Origin of the sequence: Vibrio sp. 10N.222.52.C12, assembly GCF_041474215.1 — a bacterium.
Taxonomy (GTDB): domain Bacteria; phylum Pseudomonadota; class Gammaproteobacteria; order Enterobacterales; family Vibrionaceae; genus Vibrio; species Vibrio crassostreae_C.
The window spans coordinates 1-20,910 of sequence record NZ_JBFRTR010000115.1; the positions used below are offsets into that span (position 1 = coordinate 1).

At 45.4% G+C, this 20,910-nt stretch carries 17 protein-coding genes and 2 tRNA genes; 12 read left to right on the top strand and 7 right to left on the bottom strand.

The features are described 5' to 3' along the window. From AB4623_RS19700 to orn, 3 genes are all read right to left on the bottom strand, one after another. Positions 1–76 (bottom strand) — tRNA-Gly (locus tag AB4623_RS19700). Between the two features lie 53 nt (positions 77–129). Then, a tRNA-Gly gene (locus tag AB4623_RS19705) sits at positions 130–205 on the bottom strand. A 180-nt stretch (positions 206–385) separates the two neighbouring features. Beyond that, positions 386–931, bottom strand: a complete 546-nt coding sequence (orn, locus tag AB4623_RS19710) for an oligoribonuclease (protein WP_010434065.1) — start codon at positions 929–931, stop codon at positions 386–388. Between the two features lie 150 nt (positions 932–1,081). On the opposite strand from orn, the gene rsgA reads away from it, so the two are divergent. The 5 genes from rsgA to AB4623_RS19735 all read left to right on the top strand — a co-directional run bounded on the left by rsgA (position 1,082) and on the right by AB4623_RS19735 (position 8,130). Then, positions 1,082–2,137: a small ribosomal subunit biogenesis GTPase RsgA gene (gene rsgA / locus AB4623_RS19715; protein WP_372147214.1), complete on the top strand. Its 1,056-nt coding sequence runs from the start codon at positions 1,082–1,084 to the stop codon at positions 2,135–2,137. A gap of 125 nt (positions 2,138–2,262) precedes the next feature. After that, positions 2,263–3,183 (top strand): archaetidylserine decarboxylase, encoded by a 921-nt coding sequence (asd, locus tag AB4623_RS19720; RefSeq protein ID WP_017063172.1) that lies wholly within the window; start codon positions 2,263–2,265, stop codon positions 3,181–3,183. Positions 3,184–3,491: 308 nt separating this feature from the next. After that, entirely contained in the window at positions 3,492–4,907 is a 1,416-nt protein-coding gene (locus AB4623_RS19725; RefSeq protein ID WP_017061303.1) for a DASS family sodium-coupled anion symporter, read from the top strand. A gap of 292 nt (positions 4,908–5,199) precedes the next feature. Then, the gene (locus AB4623_RS19730) at positions 5,200–7,080 is read left to right on the top strand and encodes a methyl-accepting chemotaxis protein (RefSeq protein ID WP_372147216.1); all 1,881 of its coding nucleotides are present in this window, start codon (positions 5,200–5,202) and stop codon (positions 7,078–7,080) included. 162 nt (positions 7,081–7,242) lie between these two features. Next, on the top strand, positions 7,243–8,130 hold the full coding sequence (locus AB4623_RS19735) for a DMT family transporter (RefSeq protein WP_017063171.1): 888 nt from the start codon (positions 7,243–7,245) through the stop codon (positions 8,128–8,130). Positions 8,131–8,188: 58 nt separating this feature from the next. Here AB4623_RS19735 and epmA read toward each other — a convergent pair whose 3' ends face one another. Continuing rightward, complete coding sequence (epmA, locus tag AB4623_RS19740) at positions 8,189–9,160, bottom strand: elongation factor P--(R)-beta-lysine ligase (protein ID WP_372147218.1); 972 nt, start codon at positions 9,158–9,160, stop codon at positions 8,189–8,191. Positions 9,161–9,610: 450 nt separating this feature from the next. On the opposite strand from epmA, the gene frdA reads away from it, so the two are divergent. Genes frdA through frdD form a run of 4 tightly spaced genes read left to right on the top strand, consistent with a single transcriptional unit; the run spans position 9,611 to position 13,000 of the window. Continuing rightward, positions 9,611–11,452, top strand: a complete 1,842-nt coding sequence (gene frdA / locus AB4623_RS19745; protein ID WP_017063169.1) for a fumarate reductase (quinol) flavoprotein subunit — start codon at positions 9,611–9,613, stop codon at positions 11,450–11,452. Beyond that, the gene (locus AB4623_RS19750; protein WP_009847917.1) at positions 11,452–12,216 is read left to right on the top strand and encodes a succinate dehydrogenase/fumarate reductase iron-sulfur subunit; all 765 of its coding nucleotides are present in this window, start codon (positions 11,452–11,454) and stop codon (positions 12,214–12,216) included. Before frdA ends, AB4623_RS19750 begins: the two co-directional genes overlap by 1 nt. A 1-nt stretch (position 12,217) precedes the next feature. Next, positions 12,218–12,601, top strand: coding sequence for a fumarate reductase subunit FrdC (frdC, locus tag AB4623_RS19755; RefSeq protein ID WP_372147220.1), 384 nt, complete (start codon positions 12,218–12,220; stop codon positions 12,599–12,601). A gap of 12 nt (positions 12,602–12,613) precedes the next feature. Further along, positions 12,614–13,000, top strand: a complete 387-nt coding sequence (frdD, locus tag AB4623_RS19760; protein WP_017631313.1) for a fumarate reductase subunit FrdD — start codon at positions 12,614–12,616, stop codon at positions 12,998–13,000. A gap of 331 nt (positions 13,001–13,331) precedes the next feature. On the opposite strand, the gene efp is transcribed toward frdD, so the two are convergent. Next, positions 13,332–13,898 (bottom strand): elongation factor P, encoded by a 567-nt coding sequence (gene efp, locus AB4623_RS19765; RefSeq protein WP_017067165.1) that lies wholly within the window; start codon positions 13,896–13,898, stop codon positions 13,332–13,334. A gap of 33 nt (positions 13,899–13,931) precedes the next feature. Here efp and epmB point away from each other — a divergent pair, with 33 nt between their 5' ends. Together epmB and AB4623_RS19775 are read left to right on the top strand one after the other, a co-directional pair. Beyond that, positions 13,932–14,954: an EF-P beta-lysylation protein EpmB gene (gene epmB / locus AB4623_RS19770; RefSeq protein WP_372147222.1), complete on the top strand. Its 1,023-nt coding sequence runs from the start codon at positions 13,932–13,934 to the stop codon at positions 14,952–14,954. A gap of 203 nt (positions 14,955–15,157) precedes the next feature. Then, positions 15,158–15,646, top strand: coding sequence for an MgtC/SapB family protein (locus tag AB4623_RS19775; protein WP_065584502.1), 489 nt, complete (start codon positions 15,158–15,160; stop codon positions 15,644–15,646). A gap of 65 nt (positions 15,647–15,711) precedes the next feature. Here the strand turns inward: AB4623_RS19775 and AB4623_RS19780 are convergent, their stop codons facing one another. Together AB4623_RS19780 and AB4623_RS19785 are read right to left on the bottom strand one after the other, a co-directional pair. Then, the gene (locus tag AB4623_RS19780) at positions 15,712–17,190 is read right to left on the bottom strand and encodes a diguanylate cyclase (RefSeq protein ID WP_372147224.1); all 1,479 of its coding nucleotides are present in this window, start codon (positions 17,188–17,190) and stop codon (positions 15,712–15,714) included. Positions 17,191–17,427: 237 nt separating this feature from the next. After that, positions 17,428–17,985 carry a VC2662 family protein gene (locus AB4623_RS19785; protein WP_017061293.1) on the bottom strand — a complete coding sequence of 186 codons (558 nt, stop codon included), beginning with the start codon at positions 17,983–17,985 and terminating at the stop codon, positions 17,428–17,430. Positions 17,986–18,426: 441 nt separating this feature from the next. Here AB4623_RS19785 and AB4623_RS19790 point away from each other — a divergent pair, with 441 nt between their 5' ends. Next, a complete protein-coding gene (locus AB4623_RS19790) occupies positions 18,427–20,847 on the top strand; it encodes an ATP-binding protein (protein WP_017067161.1) in 2,421 nt (806 codons plus the stop codon). Positions 20,848–20,910 lie beyond the last annotated feature (63 nt).

The window sequence follows — 20,910 nt, forward strand, 5'->3', positions numbered from 1 at the left end:
TGGAGCGATACATCGGGTTCGAACCGATGACCTCAACCTTGGCAAGGTTGCGCTCTACCAACTGAGCTAGTATCGCATTATAAAAGGTCTTTCACCTTTCGATTACCGCTTTCGCCGTAACCTACAAATTGGAGCGATACATCGGGTTCGAACCGATGACCTCAACCTTGGCAAGGTTGCGCTCTACCAACTGAGCTAGTATCGCAATCTGAAAACGTCTTTCTCCGTTCAGGGCTGCGAATTATAAGAGCATTTTTTTGTGATGCAAGTCCTTAATGCAAAATTACGAAACTTTTTACTCAACTGCTGTAAAAGCACACAGATTTGCAAAAAAAACGGCTCTTATGTCCCTGAAAAGTTAGATAAACGTGATCATTTTATTCGACTAGATGTTAATAATCGTTTTTCGGTAGTACTGCAGCTCGGCGATCGACTCTCGAATATCGTCTAACGCAAGGTGACTTCCCGACTTAGAAAAACCATCTAACACTTCAGGTTTCCAACGACGAGTCAGCTCTTTCAGAGTGCTTACGTCAACATAGCGGTAGTGGAAGTACTCTTCTAACTCTGGCATGTGCTTGTATAGGAAACGACGGTCTTGACCAATGCTGTTGCCACAAATTGGTGACTTACCTTTTGGTACCCATTTTTCAAGAAACTCAATGGTTTGTTGGATGGCATCTTGCTCTGAAACCGTGCTTTCTTGAATTCGCTTCACGAGGCCGCTGCCAGTGTGAGTCGTTGTACACCACTCGTCCATCTTGTCCAATTCACTCTGAGGTTGGTGAATAGCCAAAACAGGTCCTTCAGCCAGGATGTTAAGCTCACTATCAGTAACGATAGTAGCAATTTCAATGATTTTATGAGTTTCAGGATCAAGTCCTGTCATCTCTAGATCAACCCAAATAAGGTTCTGATCGCTAAAGGACATAAGGCGTCGCCTATTTGTTTATGTGTAAAAGAGGTACTATACCCAAATAACTATACTCAAACTAGCTTTAGGACCATCGAAATCACGTGGTACCAGCAACATCCTGTTTGAGTCCCCAATCATCAAGTTAGATGTGTTAAGTGAAAAATTGTGGCTAAAAAAAAGAAGTTAACCAAAGGTCAAGTACGTCGTGTACGTAGCAACCAGAACAAGCGACTCAAGAAAGAAGATTCTATCCAATGGGATGAGAACATGCTTGGCGGAACCAAAAGCGGACTCGTGATTACGCGCTTTGGCCAACATGCTGATATCGAAGATCTTGAAACTAACAAAGTTCATCGTTGTAACTTACGCCGTAGTATCGAGACTTTAGTTTCTGGTGACCGAGTGACTTGGCGCGCAGGCTTAGAATCAATGGCCGGTATTTCTGGCGTTGTGGAAGCGGTTGAGCCGAGAACTTCAATGCTGACTCGCCCTGATTACTACGATGGCCTAAAGCCAGTAGCTGCGAACGTCGACCAAATGGTTATCGTATCGGCTGTGCTACCAGAGCTATCACTTAATATTATCGACCGTTACCTAATTGCTTCAGAAACGGTAAACATCGCGCCGCTTGTTGTACTGAACAAGGTCGATCTACTGACTGATGAGCAGATTGCTGAATACCGTGAAACACTTAAAGAGTACGAGAAGATCGGCTATAAAGTGATGTTCGTGAGTAAAGAGTCTGGCTACGGCATCAAAGAGCTGGAAGCTGAACTCAAAGACCGTATCAACATCTTTGTTGGTCAATCGGGTGTGGGTAAATCAAGCCTAGTGAATGCATTAATGCCTACGCTAGACATTGAAGAAGGCGAAGTCTCTGAGAACTCAGGTCTTGGTCAGCACACAACCACGGCAGCTCGTTTATACCACTTCCCTTCTGGTGGTGATCTGATTGATTCACCAGGAGTGCGTGAATTCGGCCTATGGCACCTAGAGGCCGACGAAATCACTGAAGCCTTTATCGAGTTCAAGCCTTACCTTGGCGGTTGTAAGTTCCGTGACTGTAAACACATTGATGACCCAGGCTGCATCCTGCGCGAAGCGGTAGAAAACGGAAAGATCAGTCGATTACGTTTCGACAACTACCACCGCATCATTGAAAGCATGGCGAGTAACAAAGATAACCGTCAGTATTCACGCAACAAAAAAGCCGATCTCTAATCGCGTTTTTGTGAACAAATGTGTGCATTTACTGACAATTGGCGCGAATTTAAGTAACATCTCGCGCCCTAAACCGTCATCGACAGATTTAATTGAAAAACAATTAGCATTGGAAAATTAATACAATGGATAAGATTAAAGTTGGATTGCAGTACTGGATTCCACAACATGGATTAACTCGCCTAGTCGGCAAACTTGCGTCTGCTAAAGCGGGCGGCTTAACGACAGCGATCATCAACTGGTTCATCAAGCAATACAAAGTGAACATGGATGAAGCTCTGCATAGCGATCCAAAACACTTTAAAACATTCAATGAATTCTTCGTGCGTGAATTGAAAGAAGGCATGCGTCCTATCGCTGAAGGTGAGTCTGTTATTGTTCACCCTGCAGATGCACGTGTGAGCCAATTTGGCCCAATTACTGACGGTCAACTGATTCAAGCGAAAGGCCATAACTACTCAGCTCGCGAGCTATTGGGTGGTGATGCTGCGCTAGCGGATGAATTTAAAGACGGTGAATTCGCAACGCTTTACCTGTCTCCAAGTGATTACCACCGCGTGCACATGCCATGCGACGGCACACTGCGCCAGATGATCTACGTTCCAGGTGACCTTTTCTCAGTTAACCCGTTAACGGCAGAAAACGTTCCAAACCTATTCGCACGTAATGAGCGTGTCGTTTGTATCTTCGATACGGAATTTGGCCCAATGGCACAAGTGCTGGTTGGCGCAACGATCGTAGGTAGCATCGAGCAAGTATGGGCAGGTACCATCACCCCACCTCGTGGTAACTCGGTTTACAAATGGGATTACCCTGCACAAGGTGACAAAGCAATCATCTTGAAGAAAGGCGAAGAGATGGGCCGCTTTAAGCTTGGTTCAACCGTTATCAACCTGTTCGCTAAAGATGCGATCAAGTTTGACGACACTATGCAAAATGGCGAGAAAACGGTTCTTGGTACACCTTTCGCGCACATTGCTGGCAAAGAAGCGCAAGCAAATGACGATGTTGTTACCGATTCTGCTGAGAACACTGACCAAGCTTAACAATTTGAGTTAACTCATTTAAGCTTTCAAGGCGCGTTACTTTTTCTATTTCAGAGAAGAACGCGCCTTTTTCTTAACTCTACCGATTCATTTGCTACTCAAGCTCTAACAACTCAATCTTTCAAACCCTGCCCAGCCACCTGCTGCTTCTCACTCTTGTCTCTAATTGCCCAGATAAAAGATTGACCAAAAACAAAACAACTGTCGAAACCTTAAACAACTTTTTGATTTTCCAACCCGTCTCCAAGTACCAGAAATCCAGATAACTTACTCTATTTGAAGATATTTTATTTATAGGGTCTTTGTACATGCCTAAACTCAATGTTGGCGTTCTGGTCAAGCTGTTGATTTGTTTTGCGATTCCCTTAGGCGTGTTATTCATGCCGATAGATTCAATACCAATCGATGATCTCACGCTGATTCAACACCGCCTGTTGGCGATATTCTTATTAGCAGCCCTGCTGTGGGTGCTTGAACCTGTTCCGGTATTCGCCACTTCCATTTTGATCATTGCGCTTGAACTGGTGATGATATCTGACAAAGGTTTACACCTATTTAGAAATCCACCAGCGGGGCACGATCTCGGTGAGTTAATCAAATATACCGACATCTTCGGTGCATTTTCATCACCAATCATCATCCTTTTCATGGGTGGCTTTGCTCTTGCGATATCCGCATCCAAGTACGAACTCGATAACAACCTAGCTCGAGTGCTTCTCAAACCATTTGGTACAGAGCCGCGCTTCATTATGCTCGGCTTAATGCTGATCACCGCCGTGTTCTCAATGTTCATGTCAAATACCGCAACGACGGTAATGATGCTTGCGCTGCTCGGCCCTATCGTGGCATCTGCACCAAAAGGCGATATGGGTATCAAAGCGCTCGTGTTGTGTATTCCAATTGCTGCCAATACTGGCGGTATCGCAACCCCAATCGGTACACCGCCCAATGCCATCGCGCTGCAATACCTAACGGGTGAAAATACCATCGACTTTCTCAGCTGGATGATGATGGGCTTACCCTTTGTGATCATCCAACTCACCATCGCTTGGTTTCTTCTACAAAAACTCTTCCCTTCTAAAGAAAGAAACATGGTGCTCAAGCTTGATGGACAATTTAGAAAGAGCTGGCGAGCGATTGTGGTTTACATCACCTTCGCTGCGACAATCTTATTGTGGATGACCACCAAACTGCACGGCATGAACACCTATGTCGTGTCTATCATTCCACTGGCTGTGTTTACGCTCACTGGCATCATGGGCAAAGAAGAACTCAAGCTGATTAACTGGGATGTGTTGTGGCTGGTCGCAGGTGGTATTGCGATTGGTATTGGCTTAGATAAAACAGGCTTAGCCGCTGCACTCGCACACGCAATTGACTATGAATCGCTGTCACCTGCAGCTGTGGTACTGACATTGTCTATCGTGTGTTGGTTAATGGCGAACTTCATGTCAAACACTGCGACGGCCAACTTGCTGATGCCGATAGCCGCTGCAATTGGTGCTTCCATGGAAAGCCTAGTTGCGATTGGTGGTCTGCAAGGCTTGCTGGTTGTGGTCGCCTTCTCTGCGTCACTTGGCATGATTCTGCCCGTATCGACACCACCAAACTCACTGGCCTACTCGACCGGGCTTATCGAAAGCAAAGACATGGCGAAGATGGGCATCATCTTAGGTATTGTGGGCTTGCTGATGGTTTACCTCGCCCTGTTTATCATCACCTAGTAAGCGTTAACGCTCCCCTTTAATCCTAACTAAAGCGCTGAATGTAAATTTGGCGCTTTTTTCGATCTATACCACTCCACCTCAAGCAATTAACTGACATTTCAATCAATAGGTAACTGTGATATTACTTCACTGTTTTACAAAAAGCAGAGTAAATATATTTAGAATTTATGATTTTAAACACAGTCATTCAACTTAAGACAGCGGCACTATACGCCAATCAAAGACACATCAATTCATTATTAAGTACGTCAACGTAGTTAGGTTTTGTCTAATCAGAGAGGAATGGACCTTGAGACATACTATTAAGTTTAAAATTCAGATCGCCATTGCGATCATTATCGCCGTCGTGAGTGGTACCCAAGCTTGGATATCAGTTACCCAGCTCACTCAAGAAACAGAGGTCGCGATCAATCAAGAAATGAAGAATGTCAGTGTAGGGACAACCAATTACATTGCCGATTGGCTCTCGACTCGCAGCGATATGATGCTTGCTAATGAACCGACCATTTCAAGCAACAGTAACTCTGACCGCGAGTTGCTAATCACCAAACAAGCTGGACAATTCTTGTCTGTTTATGCCGGATTCAGCGACGGCACTATCGCGTATGGCGACAAAGGTGAAGATTGGCCAGCAGGCTACGACCCACGCACCCGCCCTTGGTATAAAGATGCCAACGCAACATCAGACCTCGTCATTACTGAACCTTATCAAGACTTTGACGGCAGCATTGTCATCAGCTTTGCAAAAGCATTCAACGGTGAAAGACAAGGTGTCCTCGCGGCAGACCTAACTGTAACCAGCATTATCGACACCGTACTCAACGTGAAACTGGATAACGATGGCTTTGCGTTTTTAGTTGACGGTAACAACAACATCGTTGCCTACAGTGATGAAGAGCTAAGTCAGAAACCACTGACCAGTTTGAATCCGGAACTAACAGCCAACAAAGTGTCACAACTGATCCAAGGCCAAATGATCACTACGCTAACTTGGCCTGGCCAAGAGGATAAAATGGTCTACATTGCCAATGTCCCGAATACCGATTGGTCACTGGGTATTGTTATCGATAAGGAAATGGCGTTTTCCGCAGTATCTGACGCGATTCAGTTCATCGCTCTTACTTCTTTGATTTTGTATATCGTCATTTCGATTGCGAGCACAGTGGTGATCAACCGCCTGCTTTCCCCACTACAAACCTTGTCTGACGCACTGACTCAGCTGGCTCAAGGCAGAGGTGACCTCACTCAACGCATTGATATCACACGCATGGATGAGATCGGTAAGCTTGCCGAGCTCGTAAACCAATTCTTGAGTCAGATGCAAAGCATGCTGAAAGGCGTTATCGAGCACAGCCATGATTTAAATAATCACGCAGAAAAAGCCAACCAATTGGCCACTCAATCCTCCATTCGAGTGGAGAATCAACAAAACGATATCAACCAGATAGCGACCGCGATTCATGAGATGTCAGCGACCGCAGCAGAGGTGGCGAGTCATGCAGAATTAACCGCATCCGCTTCTCAAGCTTCGGCGACCGCGTGTAACGATGGCCAAGAGGTTATTCAACAAAACCGCGACGCTATCACTAGCCTTGCGAGCCAAGTGGAAGACGCTGCCAATGTTATCCGAGAGCTGGAAAACAACGCGCAAAGCATCAACCAGATCCTGTCCACCATTCAAGGCATTGCCGAACAAACCAATCTATTGGCATTAAATGCTGCAATTGAAGCGGCTCGTGCAGGTGAACAAGGTCGTGGGTTTGCGGTTGTCGCCGATGAAGTGCGAGTGCTTAGCCAAAGAACGCATGGCTCGACCGAAGAAATCCGCGTGATGATTGATACGTTACAGAAGAATACCGAACATGCCGTTGAAAGCATGACCACCAGCACCCAACTGGCAGAGAACAGCGTTGGCTTCGCAGAGCAAGCTCATGGCAGCCTCTCTAAAATCACCCAAGCGATCACTGAAATCAACGATATGGCGCTGCAAATAGCGAGTGCTGCAGAAGAGCAACGCGCAGTAAGCGAAGACATCAGTCGTAATACGCAAGGAATCAAGGATGCCTCCGACGATCTTGCACAACAAGCTGAAAGCAGCCGCAATAGCTCAAATGAAATGAGTAACGCTGCCGAGTCGATGCGCCGAGATGTGGAGCGCTTTAAGGTATAACTCATCTCAAGCAACATAAGTTAAACCTCACCATCGAGCGGCCGGTGACGTAAACCGATAACTGAAACAAAGTGACTCTTTTCACAAGAATCACTTTGTTCTCAGTCCGGTTTAATGCATATTGATGAGCTAATTTATCCCAGACACAAGGATGTTATTCAGATGGGATTCGAATGGTTGGCTCTTGCTGCCGCTTTTCTTTGGGCTATCGCGAGCCTGATGTCAGTAAAGCCTGCTCAACACTTAGGTTCTTTCGCCTATAGCCGTTGGCGCATGGGTTGCACTGCTATCATCTTATCGAGCATGGCTTGGTTTACTGGTGGCTGGTCAACGGTCGAAGCAGACCTAGTCACGCCGATGATGCTGTCTGGGCTAATTGGCATCTTCATTGGTGATACCGCCCTATTTGCTTGTTTGAACAGAATGGGACCGCGCCAAGCAGGTTTGCTGTTCTCTTGTCACGCCGTGTTCTCGGCAATTCTTGGTTACTTCCTATTTAGCGAAAGCATGACTTCGGTGGAGCTGATTGGCTCGGCTTTGGTGTTTAGCGGCGTTTTAACCGCGATATTCTTTGGTCGTCGAGGACAAGCCAACAACCAACTCGAAACCATCAAGGGCACCGTGTGGATTGGTGTAGCTCTCGGAATCACTGCCGCTATTTGCCAAGCCTTGGGCGGTATTATTGCAAAACCCGTGATGCAAACCAGCATAGACCCTGTTGCCGCTTCAGCGATTCGTATGATTACCGCTTTTGTTGCTCACTCCGCATTTCGTCTAACTGGCGCTAAGCTCTCACGCGCAATCAACCCGATGAATGGTCAAATATTTGCGATTACCGCAGTGAACGGATTTTTAGCGATGGCGGTGGGAATGACGCTGATCTTGTATGCGCTTCAGGAAGGCAATGTCGGCATGGTTGCTCTGTTATCTTCAACCACACCAATCATGTTGTTACCAATACTTTGGCTGTACACCAAACAGAGACCAAATGCCTACGCTTGGATCGGTGCCATTGTTGCCGTTATTGGCACTGGTATCCTAGTAAGATAGTGGCACTGGGATTCTGGTCAGTTAGCCAAACAGTAAGTAAGACTAACTGAATAGAGAGCTAAGAGCGCGGGAACGGAAAAGCCGTCACATCATCGATGTGGTCATAACCTAACGCCAGCATGATCAGACGATCAATACCTAAAGCAACACCCGCACAGTCTGGTAAGCCCGCTTTTAATGCCTCAATCAAGTGATGGTCAATCGGTTGAGGCGATAAGCCCATCTCAATACGTTTGGCATTATCACCTTCAAAGCGCTGAAGTTGTTCTTGTGGTTTATCGAGTTCATGGAAGCCGTTTGCCAATTCAATCCCTTTGAAGTACACCTCAAAGCGATCCGCTACCCTAGCATCATTAGGGTTAATCTTGGCTAGTGCAGCTTGTGAAGCCGGGAAGTCATAAACAAACGCAGGCACTTGTTGCCCTATCTTCGCTTCCACCCCAATACTAAACAGCAACTGCAGCAAGGTGTCACGGTCTTGTTCTGGATCTGCAATGTCGCTGAGCCCAAGTTTTGCTGCGGCTTGCTTTAGCGTAGCCATCGAATCTTCCAGTGGACACACACCTAACACGTCAATAAAGGCTTGTTGGTAAGTCATTCGCTCTGCTGAGCCCGATTTAAGTACCTGCTGTAACAGCAAATCCATTTCATCCATCAGGTCATGGTGATCAAAGCCAACGCGATACCACTCCAACATGGTGAACTCAGGGTTGTGGTAACGGCCATTTTCTTCGTTACGGAAAGACTTACAAATTTGGTAAATACAGCCACTGCCCGCCGCTAATAGACGTTTCATATGAAACTCAGGGCTAGTCATAAAGAACAGAGGCTGACCGTGCGCATAACCCGGCCCTACGAATTCAGTTTTGAAAGTATGCAAATGCACGTCCGTCACCGTGGCGTGGCTCATCGCAGGCGTATCCACTTCCATCACGTTTCGCTCAACAAAGAACTGACGAATTTGATTAAGGATATCAGCACGTTGCTTTAACTGTTTAATGGTTGCGGCCGGTTGCCATGTAGAGTGCATTATTGAGTTCCATATTACTGAATTCTAGGCGACGAAAATTACCACCTTTCATCGCTTTTGTAAGCTTCTATCTTTCTATTCGTGAAAGCAAAATGTTGTTTTAATGAAGCCAGAAAATTACGTTCTACAATACAATTATCAATACAGATTTCACATCAACATTGATAACAAAAATCATACTCAACAAGCCGTTAACACCCACCCTGTGGGTTAAACGTTATCAACAATTCATTGCCGTGATTGCAGTCACATAACCTATAATTTCTATGCCTCCATATGCATTACCGACCTAAAAACCCAAATGCATCAACTTTTCGAATACCTTCCTCTCTTACACTGAACCTACCACTTAAGGCTTAGGGGTGATAAACGGTTGATGCCGTTTAAGTACTCTCTAAATGCTTTTTATAATAACAAGCGGAATACTCCGCATCACACTGGAGAATAACTGTGAAGACAATTACCACAGATATCGCAGTCATCGGCGCAGGCGGCGCTGGTCTTCGTACAGCAATTGCAGCAGCTGAAGCTAATCCTGAATTGGAAGTAGCACTGATTTCTAAAGTTTACCCAATGCGTTCGCACACGGTGGCAGCAGAAGGCGGTTCAGCAGCGGTAATTAAAGACGAAGATAGCCTAGATAACCACTTCAACGATACTGTTGGCGGTGGCGACTGGCTATGTGAACAGGATGTTGTTGAATACTTTGTTGAAAACTCGACTCGCGAAATGATCCAAATGGAACAATGGGGCTGCCCATGGAGTCGTAAAGAAAACGGTGAAGTAAACGTACGCCGATTCGGCGGTATGAAAGTAGAGAGAACGTGGTTCGCAGCGGATAAAACCGGCTTCCACATGCTTCATACTCTGTTCCAGACTTCGATGAAGTACGACACAATCAAACGATTTGATGAGTACTTTGTGGTGGACCTTCTCGTAGAAAACCAGAGCGGCGTTGAAGATGGCGAAGTACAAGGCCTAATCGCGATTCACATGTCTGAAGGTGAGCTTGTTACCATCAAAGCAAAATCTGTTGTTCTAGCAACCGGCGGCGCAGGTCGTGTTTACCACTGTAATACCAACGGCGGCATCGTAACTGGCGACGGTATGGCAATGGCTTATCGCCACGGTGTACCACTGCGTGATATGGAGTTCGTTCAATACCACCCAACAGGCCTACCGGGCACTGGCATCTTGATGACCGAAGGTTGTCGTGGTGAAGGCGGTATCATCGTCAACAAGAACGGCTACCGTTACCTGCAAGATTACGGCATGGGCCCTGAAACTCCAGTGGGCGAGCCGAAAAACAAATACATGGAACTGGGTCCACGTGACAAAGTTTCTCAAGCATTCTGGCACGAGCAGCAGAAAGGCAACACCATCAAGCACCCACTTGGTGATGTCGTGCACCTTGACCTTCGCCACCTTGGTGAAGAGTACCTGCAAGAGCGTCTACCGTTCATCTGTGAGCTAGCAAAAGCGTACGTAAACGTAGACCCAGCAAAAGAGCCAATCCCGATTCGTCCAACCGTTCACTACACCATGGGTGGTATTGAAACTAACGGTACCTGTGAAACTCGTATTAAAGGCCTATTCGCCGTTGGTGAATGTGCTTCAGTTGGCCTACACGGTGCAAACCGCCTAGGTTCTAACTCACTGGCTGAGTTCGTGGTATTTGGCCGCGTTGCTGGTGAAGAAGCGGTGAAACGCGCTGCTGAATTCAAAGGCTGGAACGAAGAGTCTATCGCTAAGCAAGTGAAAGCGGTTGAAGAGCGCATCGCAGGTCTACTAAACCAAGAAGGCGACGAGAACTGGGCTGACATCCGAACTGAAATGGGTCACACCATGGAAGCGGGTTGTGGTATCTACCGTCAAGAAGACTTGATGCAAAAGACCATCGACAAAATCACTGAACTGAAAGCTCGCTACAAGAAGATCAGCATTAAAGACAAAGGCAAAGTGTTCAACACTGACCTACTTTACGCTATCGAGGTGGGTTACGGCCTTGAAGTTGCAGAAGCGATGGTCCACTCAGCGATTCTTCGTAAAGAGTCTCGCGGTGCACACCAACGTCTAGACGACAACTGCACAGAACGTGATGACGTGAACTTCCTGAAACACTCTCTATCTTTCTACAACGAAGATGCAGCACCAACCATCGACTACAGCGGCGTTAAGATTACTAAATCTCAACCTAAAGCTCGTCTGTACGGTGAAGCTGCAGAGAAAGCCGCTGCCGCTGAAAAAGCAGCAGAAGAGAATGCGAAGAAGAGCGAAGAGGAGCAAGCATAATGTCAGCGAATCGAATCCAAAAAATTGAAATCCTGCGTTATGACCCTGAGCACGATGCAGAACCTCACTTTCAAACCTTTGAAGTGCCATTTGATGAAACCATGTCAGTACTTGATGCGATCGGTTACATCAAAGACAACCTAGATAAAGACCTGTCTTACCGTTGGTCTTGTCGTATGGCGATTTGTGGTTCTTGCGGCATCATGGTTGATGGCGTGCCAAAACTGGCGTGTAAGAGCTTCTTACGTGATTATCCAAACGGCTTCAAAATTGAGCCTTTGGCTAACTTCCCAATCGAAAAAGATTTGATTGTCGACATGACGCCGTTCATCGAGCGCCTTGAAGCAATCAAGCCTTACATCATTGGTAACGACCGTAAGCCAGAAGACGGCACGAACATCCAAACTCCAGAGCAAATGGCGAAATACAAGCAGTTCGCTGGCTGCATCAACTGTGGTTTGTGTTACGCAGCATGTCCTCAGTTTGGTCTAAACCCTGAGTTCATCGGCCCTGCGGCACTTGCTCTTGCTCACCGCTACAACCTAGATAGCCGTGACAATGGTAAAGCTGAACGTATGAAGCTTATCAATGGCGACAATGGCGCTTGGGGCTGTACGTTTGTAGGTTACTGTTCTGACGTATGTCCGAAGAAAGTAGACCCAGCGGCTGCAGTAAACCAAGGTAAAGTTGAGTCTTCAATGGACTTCGTTATCTCGATGTTCAAGCCAGACGGATCGCAAGTAAAAACAGCAGAGGAGGCATAATATGAGCAATCGTAAGCCTTATGTTCGTGAGATGAAGAGAACGTGGTGGAGCAACCATCCGTTCTACCGCTTCTACATGCTACGTGAAGCGACTGTACTGCCTTTGATTCTATTCACTCTGTTCCTAACCTTCGGTTTGGGTGCACTAGTGAAAGGCCCTGAAGCGTGGGTGGGTTGGTTGAGCTTTATGGCGCACCCTATCGTCGTTGGTATCAACATCGTGGCACTGCTAGGCAGCTTGCTGCACGCTCAAACCTTCTTCAGCATGATGCCTCAAGTAATGCCAATCCGTCTTAAAGGCAAATTGGTTGATAAAAAAATCATCGTACTGACCCAGTGGGCAGCGGTGGCTTTTATTTCTTTAATCGTTCTTGTTGTGGTGTAAGGAGCTTTCGTTATGAACACAAATTACAAAGTAAAACCTGTTAACCACAACCCACAACGCTCTGATGAGCCAATCTGGTGGGGCCTATTTGGCGCTGGCGGTACTTGGTTTGCGATGATCACACCAATCACGGTTCTAGTGTTAGGTATCTTAGTGCCAATGGGCATCATCGATGCGGACGCAATGAGCTACGAGCGTGTGTCTGAATTCGCCACCAGCATTATCGGTGCGCTATTCATCATCGGTACGCTAGCACTGCCAATGTGGCATGCAATGCACCGTCTTCACCACGGCATGCACGACCTTAAGTTCCACGTCGGCGTTGCGGGTAAAGTGGGTTGCTACTTCTTCGCAGGCCTAATCAGCGCATTGTCTGTTATTTTCATCTTTATGATCTAACAGTTAAGAGCAGATTCGGGATTCGAGTAAACGAGTATCGAAGAGCTTAAAAGCAGATGCGGGATTCGAGTAATCGAGTATCGAAGAGCTTAAGAGCAGAAAAACGAAAGCAGAGCTAGGTTATCCAGCTCTGCTTTTTTGTTATTTGTTGAATATCTTATCTCTCTGACTCGGCTCTGATCTTCCTGCTTTTCGTATCTCGCATCTCGTTCACACATATCTGCTCTTCCAGCTCTTCGTATCTCGCATCCCGCATCTCGTTTACGCGAATCTGATCTTGGGATACAAAAAAAGGCCGCCTAAGCGACCTTTTTCAGATACTTGAAGTCAATTACTTCACACGACCAACGTATTCGCCAGTACGAGTATCAACTTTAACAACTTCACCGATAGCGATGAATAGAGGTACGCGAACTACCGCGCCTGTTGCTAGAGTTGCAGGCTTACCGCCAGTACCTTGTGTGTCGCCTTTAAGGCCAGGATCGGTTTCTGTTACTGCGATCTCAACAAAGTTTGGTGGAGTTACTGTGATAGGGTTATCATTCCACAACGTTAGAGTACATACGTCGTTTTCAACTAACCATTTAGAAGTCTCGCCTACTGCTTTTGCATCAGCAGCGATTTGCTCGAATGTTTCGTTGTTCATGAAGTGGTAGAATTCGCCATCGCTGTATAGGTAGCCTAGTTCAACGTCTACAACGTCCGCTAGTTCTACTGTATCGCCTGACTTAAATGTTTTCTCTAACACTTTGCCTGACAGCAGTTTACGAAGTTTAACACGGTTAAACGCTTGGCCTTTACCTGGCTTAACGTATTCATTTTCGATAATTGAGCAAGGCTCGTTATCCATCATGAATTTTAAACCGCCTTTGAATTCATTGGTGCTTACTGACGCCATGATTTTCTCTTCCACATCTTTGAGTTAATTTCAATGCCGCATATCATAACCCGAAAAGTCGAATCTGTTGAGCAAAACTGGCTCAAACAACTATCGAATGCGATCTCTGACCCGACAAAACTGCTTGAGGCATTGGAAATAGACCCAACACCGTGGCAAGCAGGCTTCGCTGCTCGTGAGTTATTTGCACTTCGGGTACCTCTTAGCTTTGTCGAACGAATGGAAAAAGGCAACCCACACGATCCATTGCTACGACAAATTTTACCGCTAAGCGAAGAGTTTGAGGTACACCAAGGCTATTCCGCTGATCCACTGGAAGAGCAAGACAACGCCATTCCCGGGCTACTGCATAAATACAAGAACCGTGCACTGATGATTGTGAAAGGCGGTTGTGCGATTAACTGCCGCTACTGCTTCCGTCGTCACTTCCCTTACCAAGATAACAAGGGCTCGAAGTCTGTTTGGCAAACCAGTCTCGACTATGTGGCTGCTCACCCAGAGATCAACGAAGTTATCTTATCGGGTGGCGATCCACTGATGGCCAAAGACAGCGAACTAGAGTGGCTAATTCATGCTATCGCACAAATTCCACATGTGAAAACAGTTCGAATTCATAGCCGATTACCGGTTGTGATTCCCGCTCGAGTAACGGATGAACTGTGCCAATTGTTAGCTCAAACTCGCCTCAATGTGGTGATGGTGAGCCATATTAATCATGCCAACGAGATTAACTTAGAACTCAAGCAAGCCTTTCATAAGCTAAAGCAAACTGGGGCTACTCTGCTCAATCAAGGCGTGATGCTTAAAGGCGTAAACAACAGCGCTAACTCATTGAAAGAATTAAGCGAAAAGCTATTCGACGCCGGTATTTTACCTTACTATATGCATGTACTTGATAAGGTTCAGGGCGCAGCGCACTTCTATATTTCAGATGAAGAGGCGAAGCATCACTTTAAAGGATTAATCTCTGAGGTTTCTGGCTACCTAGTACCTAAGTTAACCCGTGAGATTGGCGGGCGCAGCAGCAAGACACTACTCGACCTACACATTGAATAACTCTATCTAGAGCAATGGTCGCTTCTTATCGTATTGAGTACCAAGAAGCGACAGAGACCACGACACCAGCCTTCACCTTAACAACAAGCGGCTGCTAGGTTTTAAGTAATCTTTATCAATCGTTAAGACAAAAAGTTTTTGTTCGATCGTCCGGTCTATTATTAGCATACTCGGCTCTATTCTAAATTTTTAGGAGGGGTGATATGTCACAATTTGTAGAACAAACTCTCAACCTTGCCCCCTTTAGCTGGGCAGGCCTCGCTGCATGCATGCTGTGTGGTTCTTTAATCGGAATCGAAAGGCAAACACGCGGTAAACCCGTCGGAATCCGAACGTCGATTCTGATCATCAGTGGTACCTATTTCTTCCTCACCATGGCGATCAGCCTATCCCCCAACACACTCGATCAAGCTCGTGTGCTTGGTCAGATCATTACGGGTGTTGGATTTCTTGGGGCTGGTGTAATGATGACACTGGATGGCAAGATTCATGGCGTGACTTCAGCCGCAATTATCTGGGTACTCGCAGCATTAGGTATGATGATCGCACTAGGGCATCTTTCCCAATCGGTCATTATCACGCTAATGGCGCTAGTGATTCTGCTTGGTGTCGATAAAGTGGAAAACAGCTTCCAAAGCTTACGTCGTGGCGTTCACCAAAAGTGGATGCGAAAAGGCCGCGTGAAGAAGTAACCTCAACCTGAAGCAGACATTAAAAAGGCCTAGTCACACGACTAGGTCTTTGTGTATCCAACTAATTAATACACCTGAATACACACCTGATTCTTACCCGCAGCCTTTGCCTTATAGAGCTGCTCGTCAGACGAACGAATACTCTGGTTTTCCCACAAGTGCCCTACGCTGTCGAACTTATACAAAGAGTAAAGCGTCGCGCCACCAGACACTGAGATACTAATCTTGTCACCCGTAGGGCATCGATAACTCTGTAGGCTAATATCGTTTTGAATTCGCTCAAAGATCGATGAAAGCAACTCAGACGATTCACCCGTAATCGCGACAACAAACTCTTCGCCACCAAATCGAGCCACGATATCTTGCTGTCTAACGCTGTTCAGCATCAACCGAGCAACATGGCAAATCACCTCGTCCCCCACTTTATGGCCATGCTGATCATTAACGACTTTGAAATCATCGATATCAAACACGCCAACACCAATAATCGGCTCTTCATCTTGCGCCAGTAATCGAGCCTCAAAACCACGTCGATTCAGCAAGTCCGTTAATGGGTCGCGCATTGCTAGCTCATTTAAACGCTGGTGCTCTTGTCTTGTATAGAAGCGCCATAGCCATAAAACCGAGAGCAGATACAAAACCAACAGTATCGAAAGCTGAATCTTCTCCATCTCCAATACATGCAGAAAGTGCTCGCTCTTATCTTCTTCAATACTCAGATATAGCTGGGTGTTAATGTCATCAACATACAGAGGCTTGGAATACGTAAAATCCATAAACCCGTATTTGTTTGCGCCTCGAGTACTGGTGACTTTATAGCCATGGGTAGGGTTCGATACTAGGTTCGAGACATAGCCATCGACACCCAACACCCCTTTAAACTCACCATTAACGTAGATTCCTTTGGTTAAGGTCACCACTTTCTGACCTGTCAGGTAGTCATCATATTGGCCGGTATACACCACTTGGTCTTGCCCTTGAGCTAAGCCAAAGCGAATCGTGTTCCCCCAATAAGGCCTGCTATTCACAACCGAATCAAAGGTGTCGCCCTTAATGTAACTGGCAAAATCAGAAGGCGAAGAGATAATGAATTTCTCTTTTGAAATGAAATAAATCGCAGAGATGGTATCAATGGTATTGGCAAAATAAGCCATGGTCGGCGCGATGAACAGGCGCTTACCCGCTTCGGTATAAAGGTCCGATTCCGGGTTGCACATCTCGCGAGGGCCAGAGAACATAAAATCAAAACGAGGGGCATGTTGCTCCTCACTGGTGAAGTAACACGTCTCACCCTCGATCTTTTTGTCATGCGAGAATACGTAGGTATCCCCATGCAGTGGATAAAGCGCAGTGATGTTGTACTCAAGCGCATTTATGATCTGTGTGAGCTCCGCTAAAGAGCGTGTTACGCCTTGGTTTTCCATTCCATACTGTTTATCTGATTCTTCCGCTGAATCAACGAGCAACAAGCTCAAAACTACTAAAAAACTGGCGGTCAGGCCTAAGAAAGCCTTTTTAAAATCGACGGTATGGTGGTTAATCAAAGCATATAAATCATCATTGGGAATTTATCGCACATTGTACCTATAAATTCAAACATCGCAACAACAAATATAAAACAACATGCTTATTGGGTAATTTGAGAAGTTTATCGTGGAAGTAGAATTGAATGTAATAACGCCCAAACAAGGGTTTAGGCGTTGATAGGCTTAGCGATTAAAAGCTAATGCACTAACTGAACGTTGCTCGCCAATGGGAGAACCAAAGGCTAAACGACAGCGTTATTTAGCAAAGTTTACAATCGGGAAGCACGGGAAGAAACCGTTGTCAGCACAGTTGATCAGACCAACTTGTACGCCTTCGATTTTGTTGGTTTTGTTGAAGATACCAACCTGAACCGTAGACACTTCTGAAAGGTTCGCAGCGCCAACATCAACCATAGTGTTACCTTCTGAGTAGTTGACGAAACTCACGTTCGCGCCTTTCACATCATTAGTAATGTTCACAGCACCAAGGTTAACACCCGTTGTTTTACCCGTGTTCCAGTTGAAGAAACCTAGAGATGCACCGGTCATTTCTTGGTTCACTTTTGATGCACCCAAAATACCCAGGTTCACACCTGTGGTCGTTTGCGTCTCAGACATACCAACAACAGCAAGATCAAGACCTTTAAGGTCGTTCACTTGTCCGTGAAGTAAAGCCAAGCGCACACCGCCAACAGCGTCTGAGTCAGGTGCGTTGAAGCCATTGATCGTTGAAAACATAACAGGCGAAGAAGCAAATGCCGCCGGTGCCATTACTGCTGCAGACACAGCAAGTACTGAAAGTAGTTTTTTCATTGGGGAGTCTCCACTGACTTATTGTTCACTTGATTAATCCATTTTTAATCAAGCATTTATTGTCCTTTATTCAACAGCTACCCATGTTAAATCAATGTAATAACTGTACTGTTGAATATAAGCCGCTAAATCATAAAGAGCAATGGTTAAGAGCAGATGCGGGATTCGAGTGAACGAGATGCGAAAAGCAAAAAAAACAGAGACCGAAACCTCCGCTCTAACGCTTATTATTCCAAACAAAAATCTAGGCGAGAAAATCAACATGTTTCACAAGCTTATAGCCCACACACTTATTGCCGCATCTAAAGCGATGTCATCCTAAAAAATTTATTGATAAAAGCTCAACAGACCTCAGGTATTCAAAAACTAATGTTCGTAAAATTCTGAAAATAAACTAAATTCTAATATAGGAATAGAACGATATGAAACAGTGGGAATATCATGATTAAGGAACCTACGAATAAACAGACCATTAAAGCGATTATTTCGCGTGGTTTTTTGGCTATCGTGTTATTTTTAGGCCTCTATATCTATGTTAGCCATGCTCTGAAGAACAAAGAGCAGGACATGATTAATCTCCAGCTCAGTCTTTCTGAAGCTTATAGCGTTATGCTCTCTGTCAGACGACAAGAGCAGCAGTTTGTTTCCACAAGGCAACCAGAGATTCAAGAACAACTCAATATAAAGCGAAGTCAGCTGATCGAAAAGCTGGCTGAGATCGATGGGAAAATCGTACGAAGCGACCTCAATATTTCTTTTAATTATGCCAAAGTTGTCGAGTATCTCGACGAGTACCACACCGCCTTTACATTATTAGCCCTTGAGTTAGTCAGCATACATGGCAAGAGGGACCAAATTGGGCTCATTGAGAAACTAAAAAATGCAGCGTTGACACTTGAGCGCTTCGTACATGAATCCAATAATGTGCAGCTTGAAGAATTGACTTTAGAAACACAAGATCTCATGTATCAGTTCTTTACCGATTTTGATCAGACAACATTAGATAAGATTGTCGATTCATTGTTCAAAATCCAAGATGAAATAGAACAGAATTCCCGAACGATCAGTGCATTAGCTTCGTTTAATAATTTTAAACGCCACTTTTGGCGATTGCAGCGAGGGTTAAAGAGTGTCGGGTACAGCTCTGATAGCGGCCTCAAAGGAGAACTCACCAGCAGTATTTATCATGTTGAAGATGAGCTCAACTTACTTTTCACCGAAACACCCAAGCAGATCGCAGAGAGCCTGACGCAGATAAAGTCGTACAGCTACTTATCGACAGCCGCATTAGGAGGGGTGACGTTACTGGTGCTGCTTTATGTTGTGTGGCGTGCCAGTCAACTTGAAACTCAATTGATTGTTTCACAAGAGAAAGCACGACAAGCAAACCGTGCAAAAAGTGCCTTTCTTGCCAATATGTCTCATGAGATACGGACACCGCTTAATGGCGTGATTGGTATGTCAGAAATACTGGCAGAAACCAAACTATCCGCAGAACAGAAAGACTGCCTTGGGACTATCTATACCTCTTCTCAAACCTTACTTATGTTGATCAACGATGTTCTCGATCTGTCCAAAATTGAATCGGGTAAACTGGAAATTAATCCACATACGACAGACTTAAGAGAGCTGCTGTTTGATAGCGTGACTCTGATTTCTTCTAAAGCTTATCAAAAGCAGATTAAGTTGGAAGTTGAAATTGATGGCGAGCTCCCAGAGTACATTCATGTTGATGGGAATAAAATTCGCCAAGTGTTGATGAATTTAGCCTCAAATGCGATCAAATTTACAGAACAAGGCTCTATCGTATTCACCGCTAAACGGCTTCCATCATTGGAAACAGAGTGTGTGGTCGAGTTTTCTGTTCGAGATACGGGTATTGGTATCGCAGCAGACCAACAAGAGCACATTTTCAAAGCGTTTTGCCAAGAAGATACCAACATCACTTCCAATATTGCGGGGACCGGATTAGGGCTTAGTATTTCGTCACGTATGGTGGAAATGATGGGAGGCTCGATAAACGTTGAGTCAGAGAAAGACGTGGGCAGTTGCTTTCATTTCCAATTAACCGTAGTGCCATCAGATCATTCTGAACATAAAAATCGTAAACAAACCGTTGTCTATTATTCAGATGCGCCATCGAAACTTTTACTCGATGACTTGTTCCGCCTTGGTTACTCACCACAACTAAAATCAATCGAAACAAACTTGGCGGCAACTGACCTCCCAGAGATCGCTTTGATGGAAGATATTAACCAAGCCAAAACACTGCATCGCTTAGCACCAGAGGTGAAAATCATCATAGTGAAAGATAATCTTAGTGATCCTATGAGTGAGTGTCATTTTATCTCAGGCTATGTGACTCTTCCTATGCTCGGTTCCCGCTTAAGTAGCATGTTGAACTCCGTGCTTGAAAGGTCACAGCCACAACCCCCTCAACATCAACCTGAGCCGATAGAAGCGACTGTACGTCAAAAAGTCCTCGTAGTTGAAGATAACCGCGTAAACCAGAAGGTGGTATGTATCAATTTAGATAAGTTAGGGATTGAATATTGGGTTGCCAATGATGGACAAGAAGCGATTGATTTATATAAAGGGCATCATCAAGACATCGGCCTTATCTTGATGGACTGCATGATGCCGAATGTAGATGGCTTTGAGGCAACAGAGCGAATCAGGCGCTATGAAGAAAACCTGCAACTTCAGGCAACACATATCCTCGCTTTAACGGCATCCGTGCTCGATGATGATATTAAACGTTGCTTCGAGTGTGGAATGAACGATTATCTTCCAAAACCATTTAAGCGTGACATGATGCTGCAAAAAATTGATGAACAACAGTTTACGCACAAGGCAGGCTGACCAAGGAGCTTTGGAAAAAAGGGTGATGGTGAAGCTGAAATACAGATACGGGATGCGAATAAA

What these genes read in the sequence shown, in the direction of transcription:
- epmA (WP_372147218.1), bottom strand. Translation starts at nt 9,160, where the DNA reads ATGCACTCTACATGGCAACCGGCCGCAACCATTAAACAGTTAAAGCAA.
- AB4623_RS19785 (WP_017061293.1), bottom strand. Translation starts at nt 17,985, where the DNA reads ATGAAAAAACTACTTTCAGTACTTGCTGTGTCTGCAGCAGTAATGGCA.
- AB4623_RS19790 (WP_017067161.1), top strand. Translation starts at nt 18,427, where the DNA reads ATGATTAAGGAACCTACGAATAAACAGACCATTAAAGCGATTATTTCG.
- AB4623_RS19775 (WP_065584502.1), top strand. Translation starts at nt 15,158, where the DNA reads ATGTCACAATTTGTAGAACAAACTCTCAACCTTGCCCCCTTTAGCTGG.
- orn (WP_010434065.1), bottom strand. Translation starts at nt 931, where the DNA reads ATGTCCTTTAGCGATCAGAACCTTATTTGGGTTGATCTAGAGATGACA.
- asd (WP_017063172.1), top strand. Translation starts at nt 2,263, where the DNA reads ATGGATAAGATTAAAGTTGGATTGCAGTACTGGATTCCACAACATGGA.
- frdC (WP_372147220.1), top strand. Translation starts at nt 12,218, where the DNA reads ATGAGCAATCGTAAGCCTTATGTTCGTGAGATGAAGAGAACGTGGTGG.
- frdD (WP_017631313.1), top strand. Translation starts at nt 12,614, where the DNA reads ATGAACACAAATTACAAAGTAAAACCTGTTAACCACAACCCACAACGC.
- AB4623_RS19735 (WP_017063171.1), top strand. Translation starts at nt 7,243, where the DNA reads ATGGGATTCGAATGGTTGGCTCTTGCTGCCGCTTTTCTTTGGGCTATC.
- epmB (WP_372147222.1), top strand. Translation starts at nt 13,932, where the DNA reads ATGCCGCATATCATAACCCGAAAAGTCGAATCTGTTGAGCAAAACTGG.
- efp (WP_017067165.1), bottom strand. Translation starts at nt 13,898, where the DNA reads ATGGCGTCAGTAAGCACCAATGAATTCAAAGGCGGTTTAAAATTCATG.
- AB4623_RS19750 (WP_009847917.1), top strand. Translation starts at nt 11,452, where the DNA reads ATGTCAGCGAATCGAATCCAAAAAATTGAAATCCTGCGTTATGACCCT.
- AB4623_RS19725 (WP_017061303.1), top strand. Translation starts at nt 3,492, where the DNA reads ATGCCTAAACTCAATGTTGGCGTTCTGGTCAAGCTGTTGATTTGTTTT.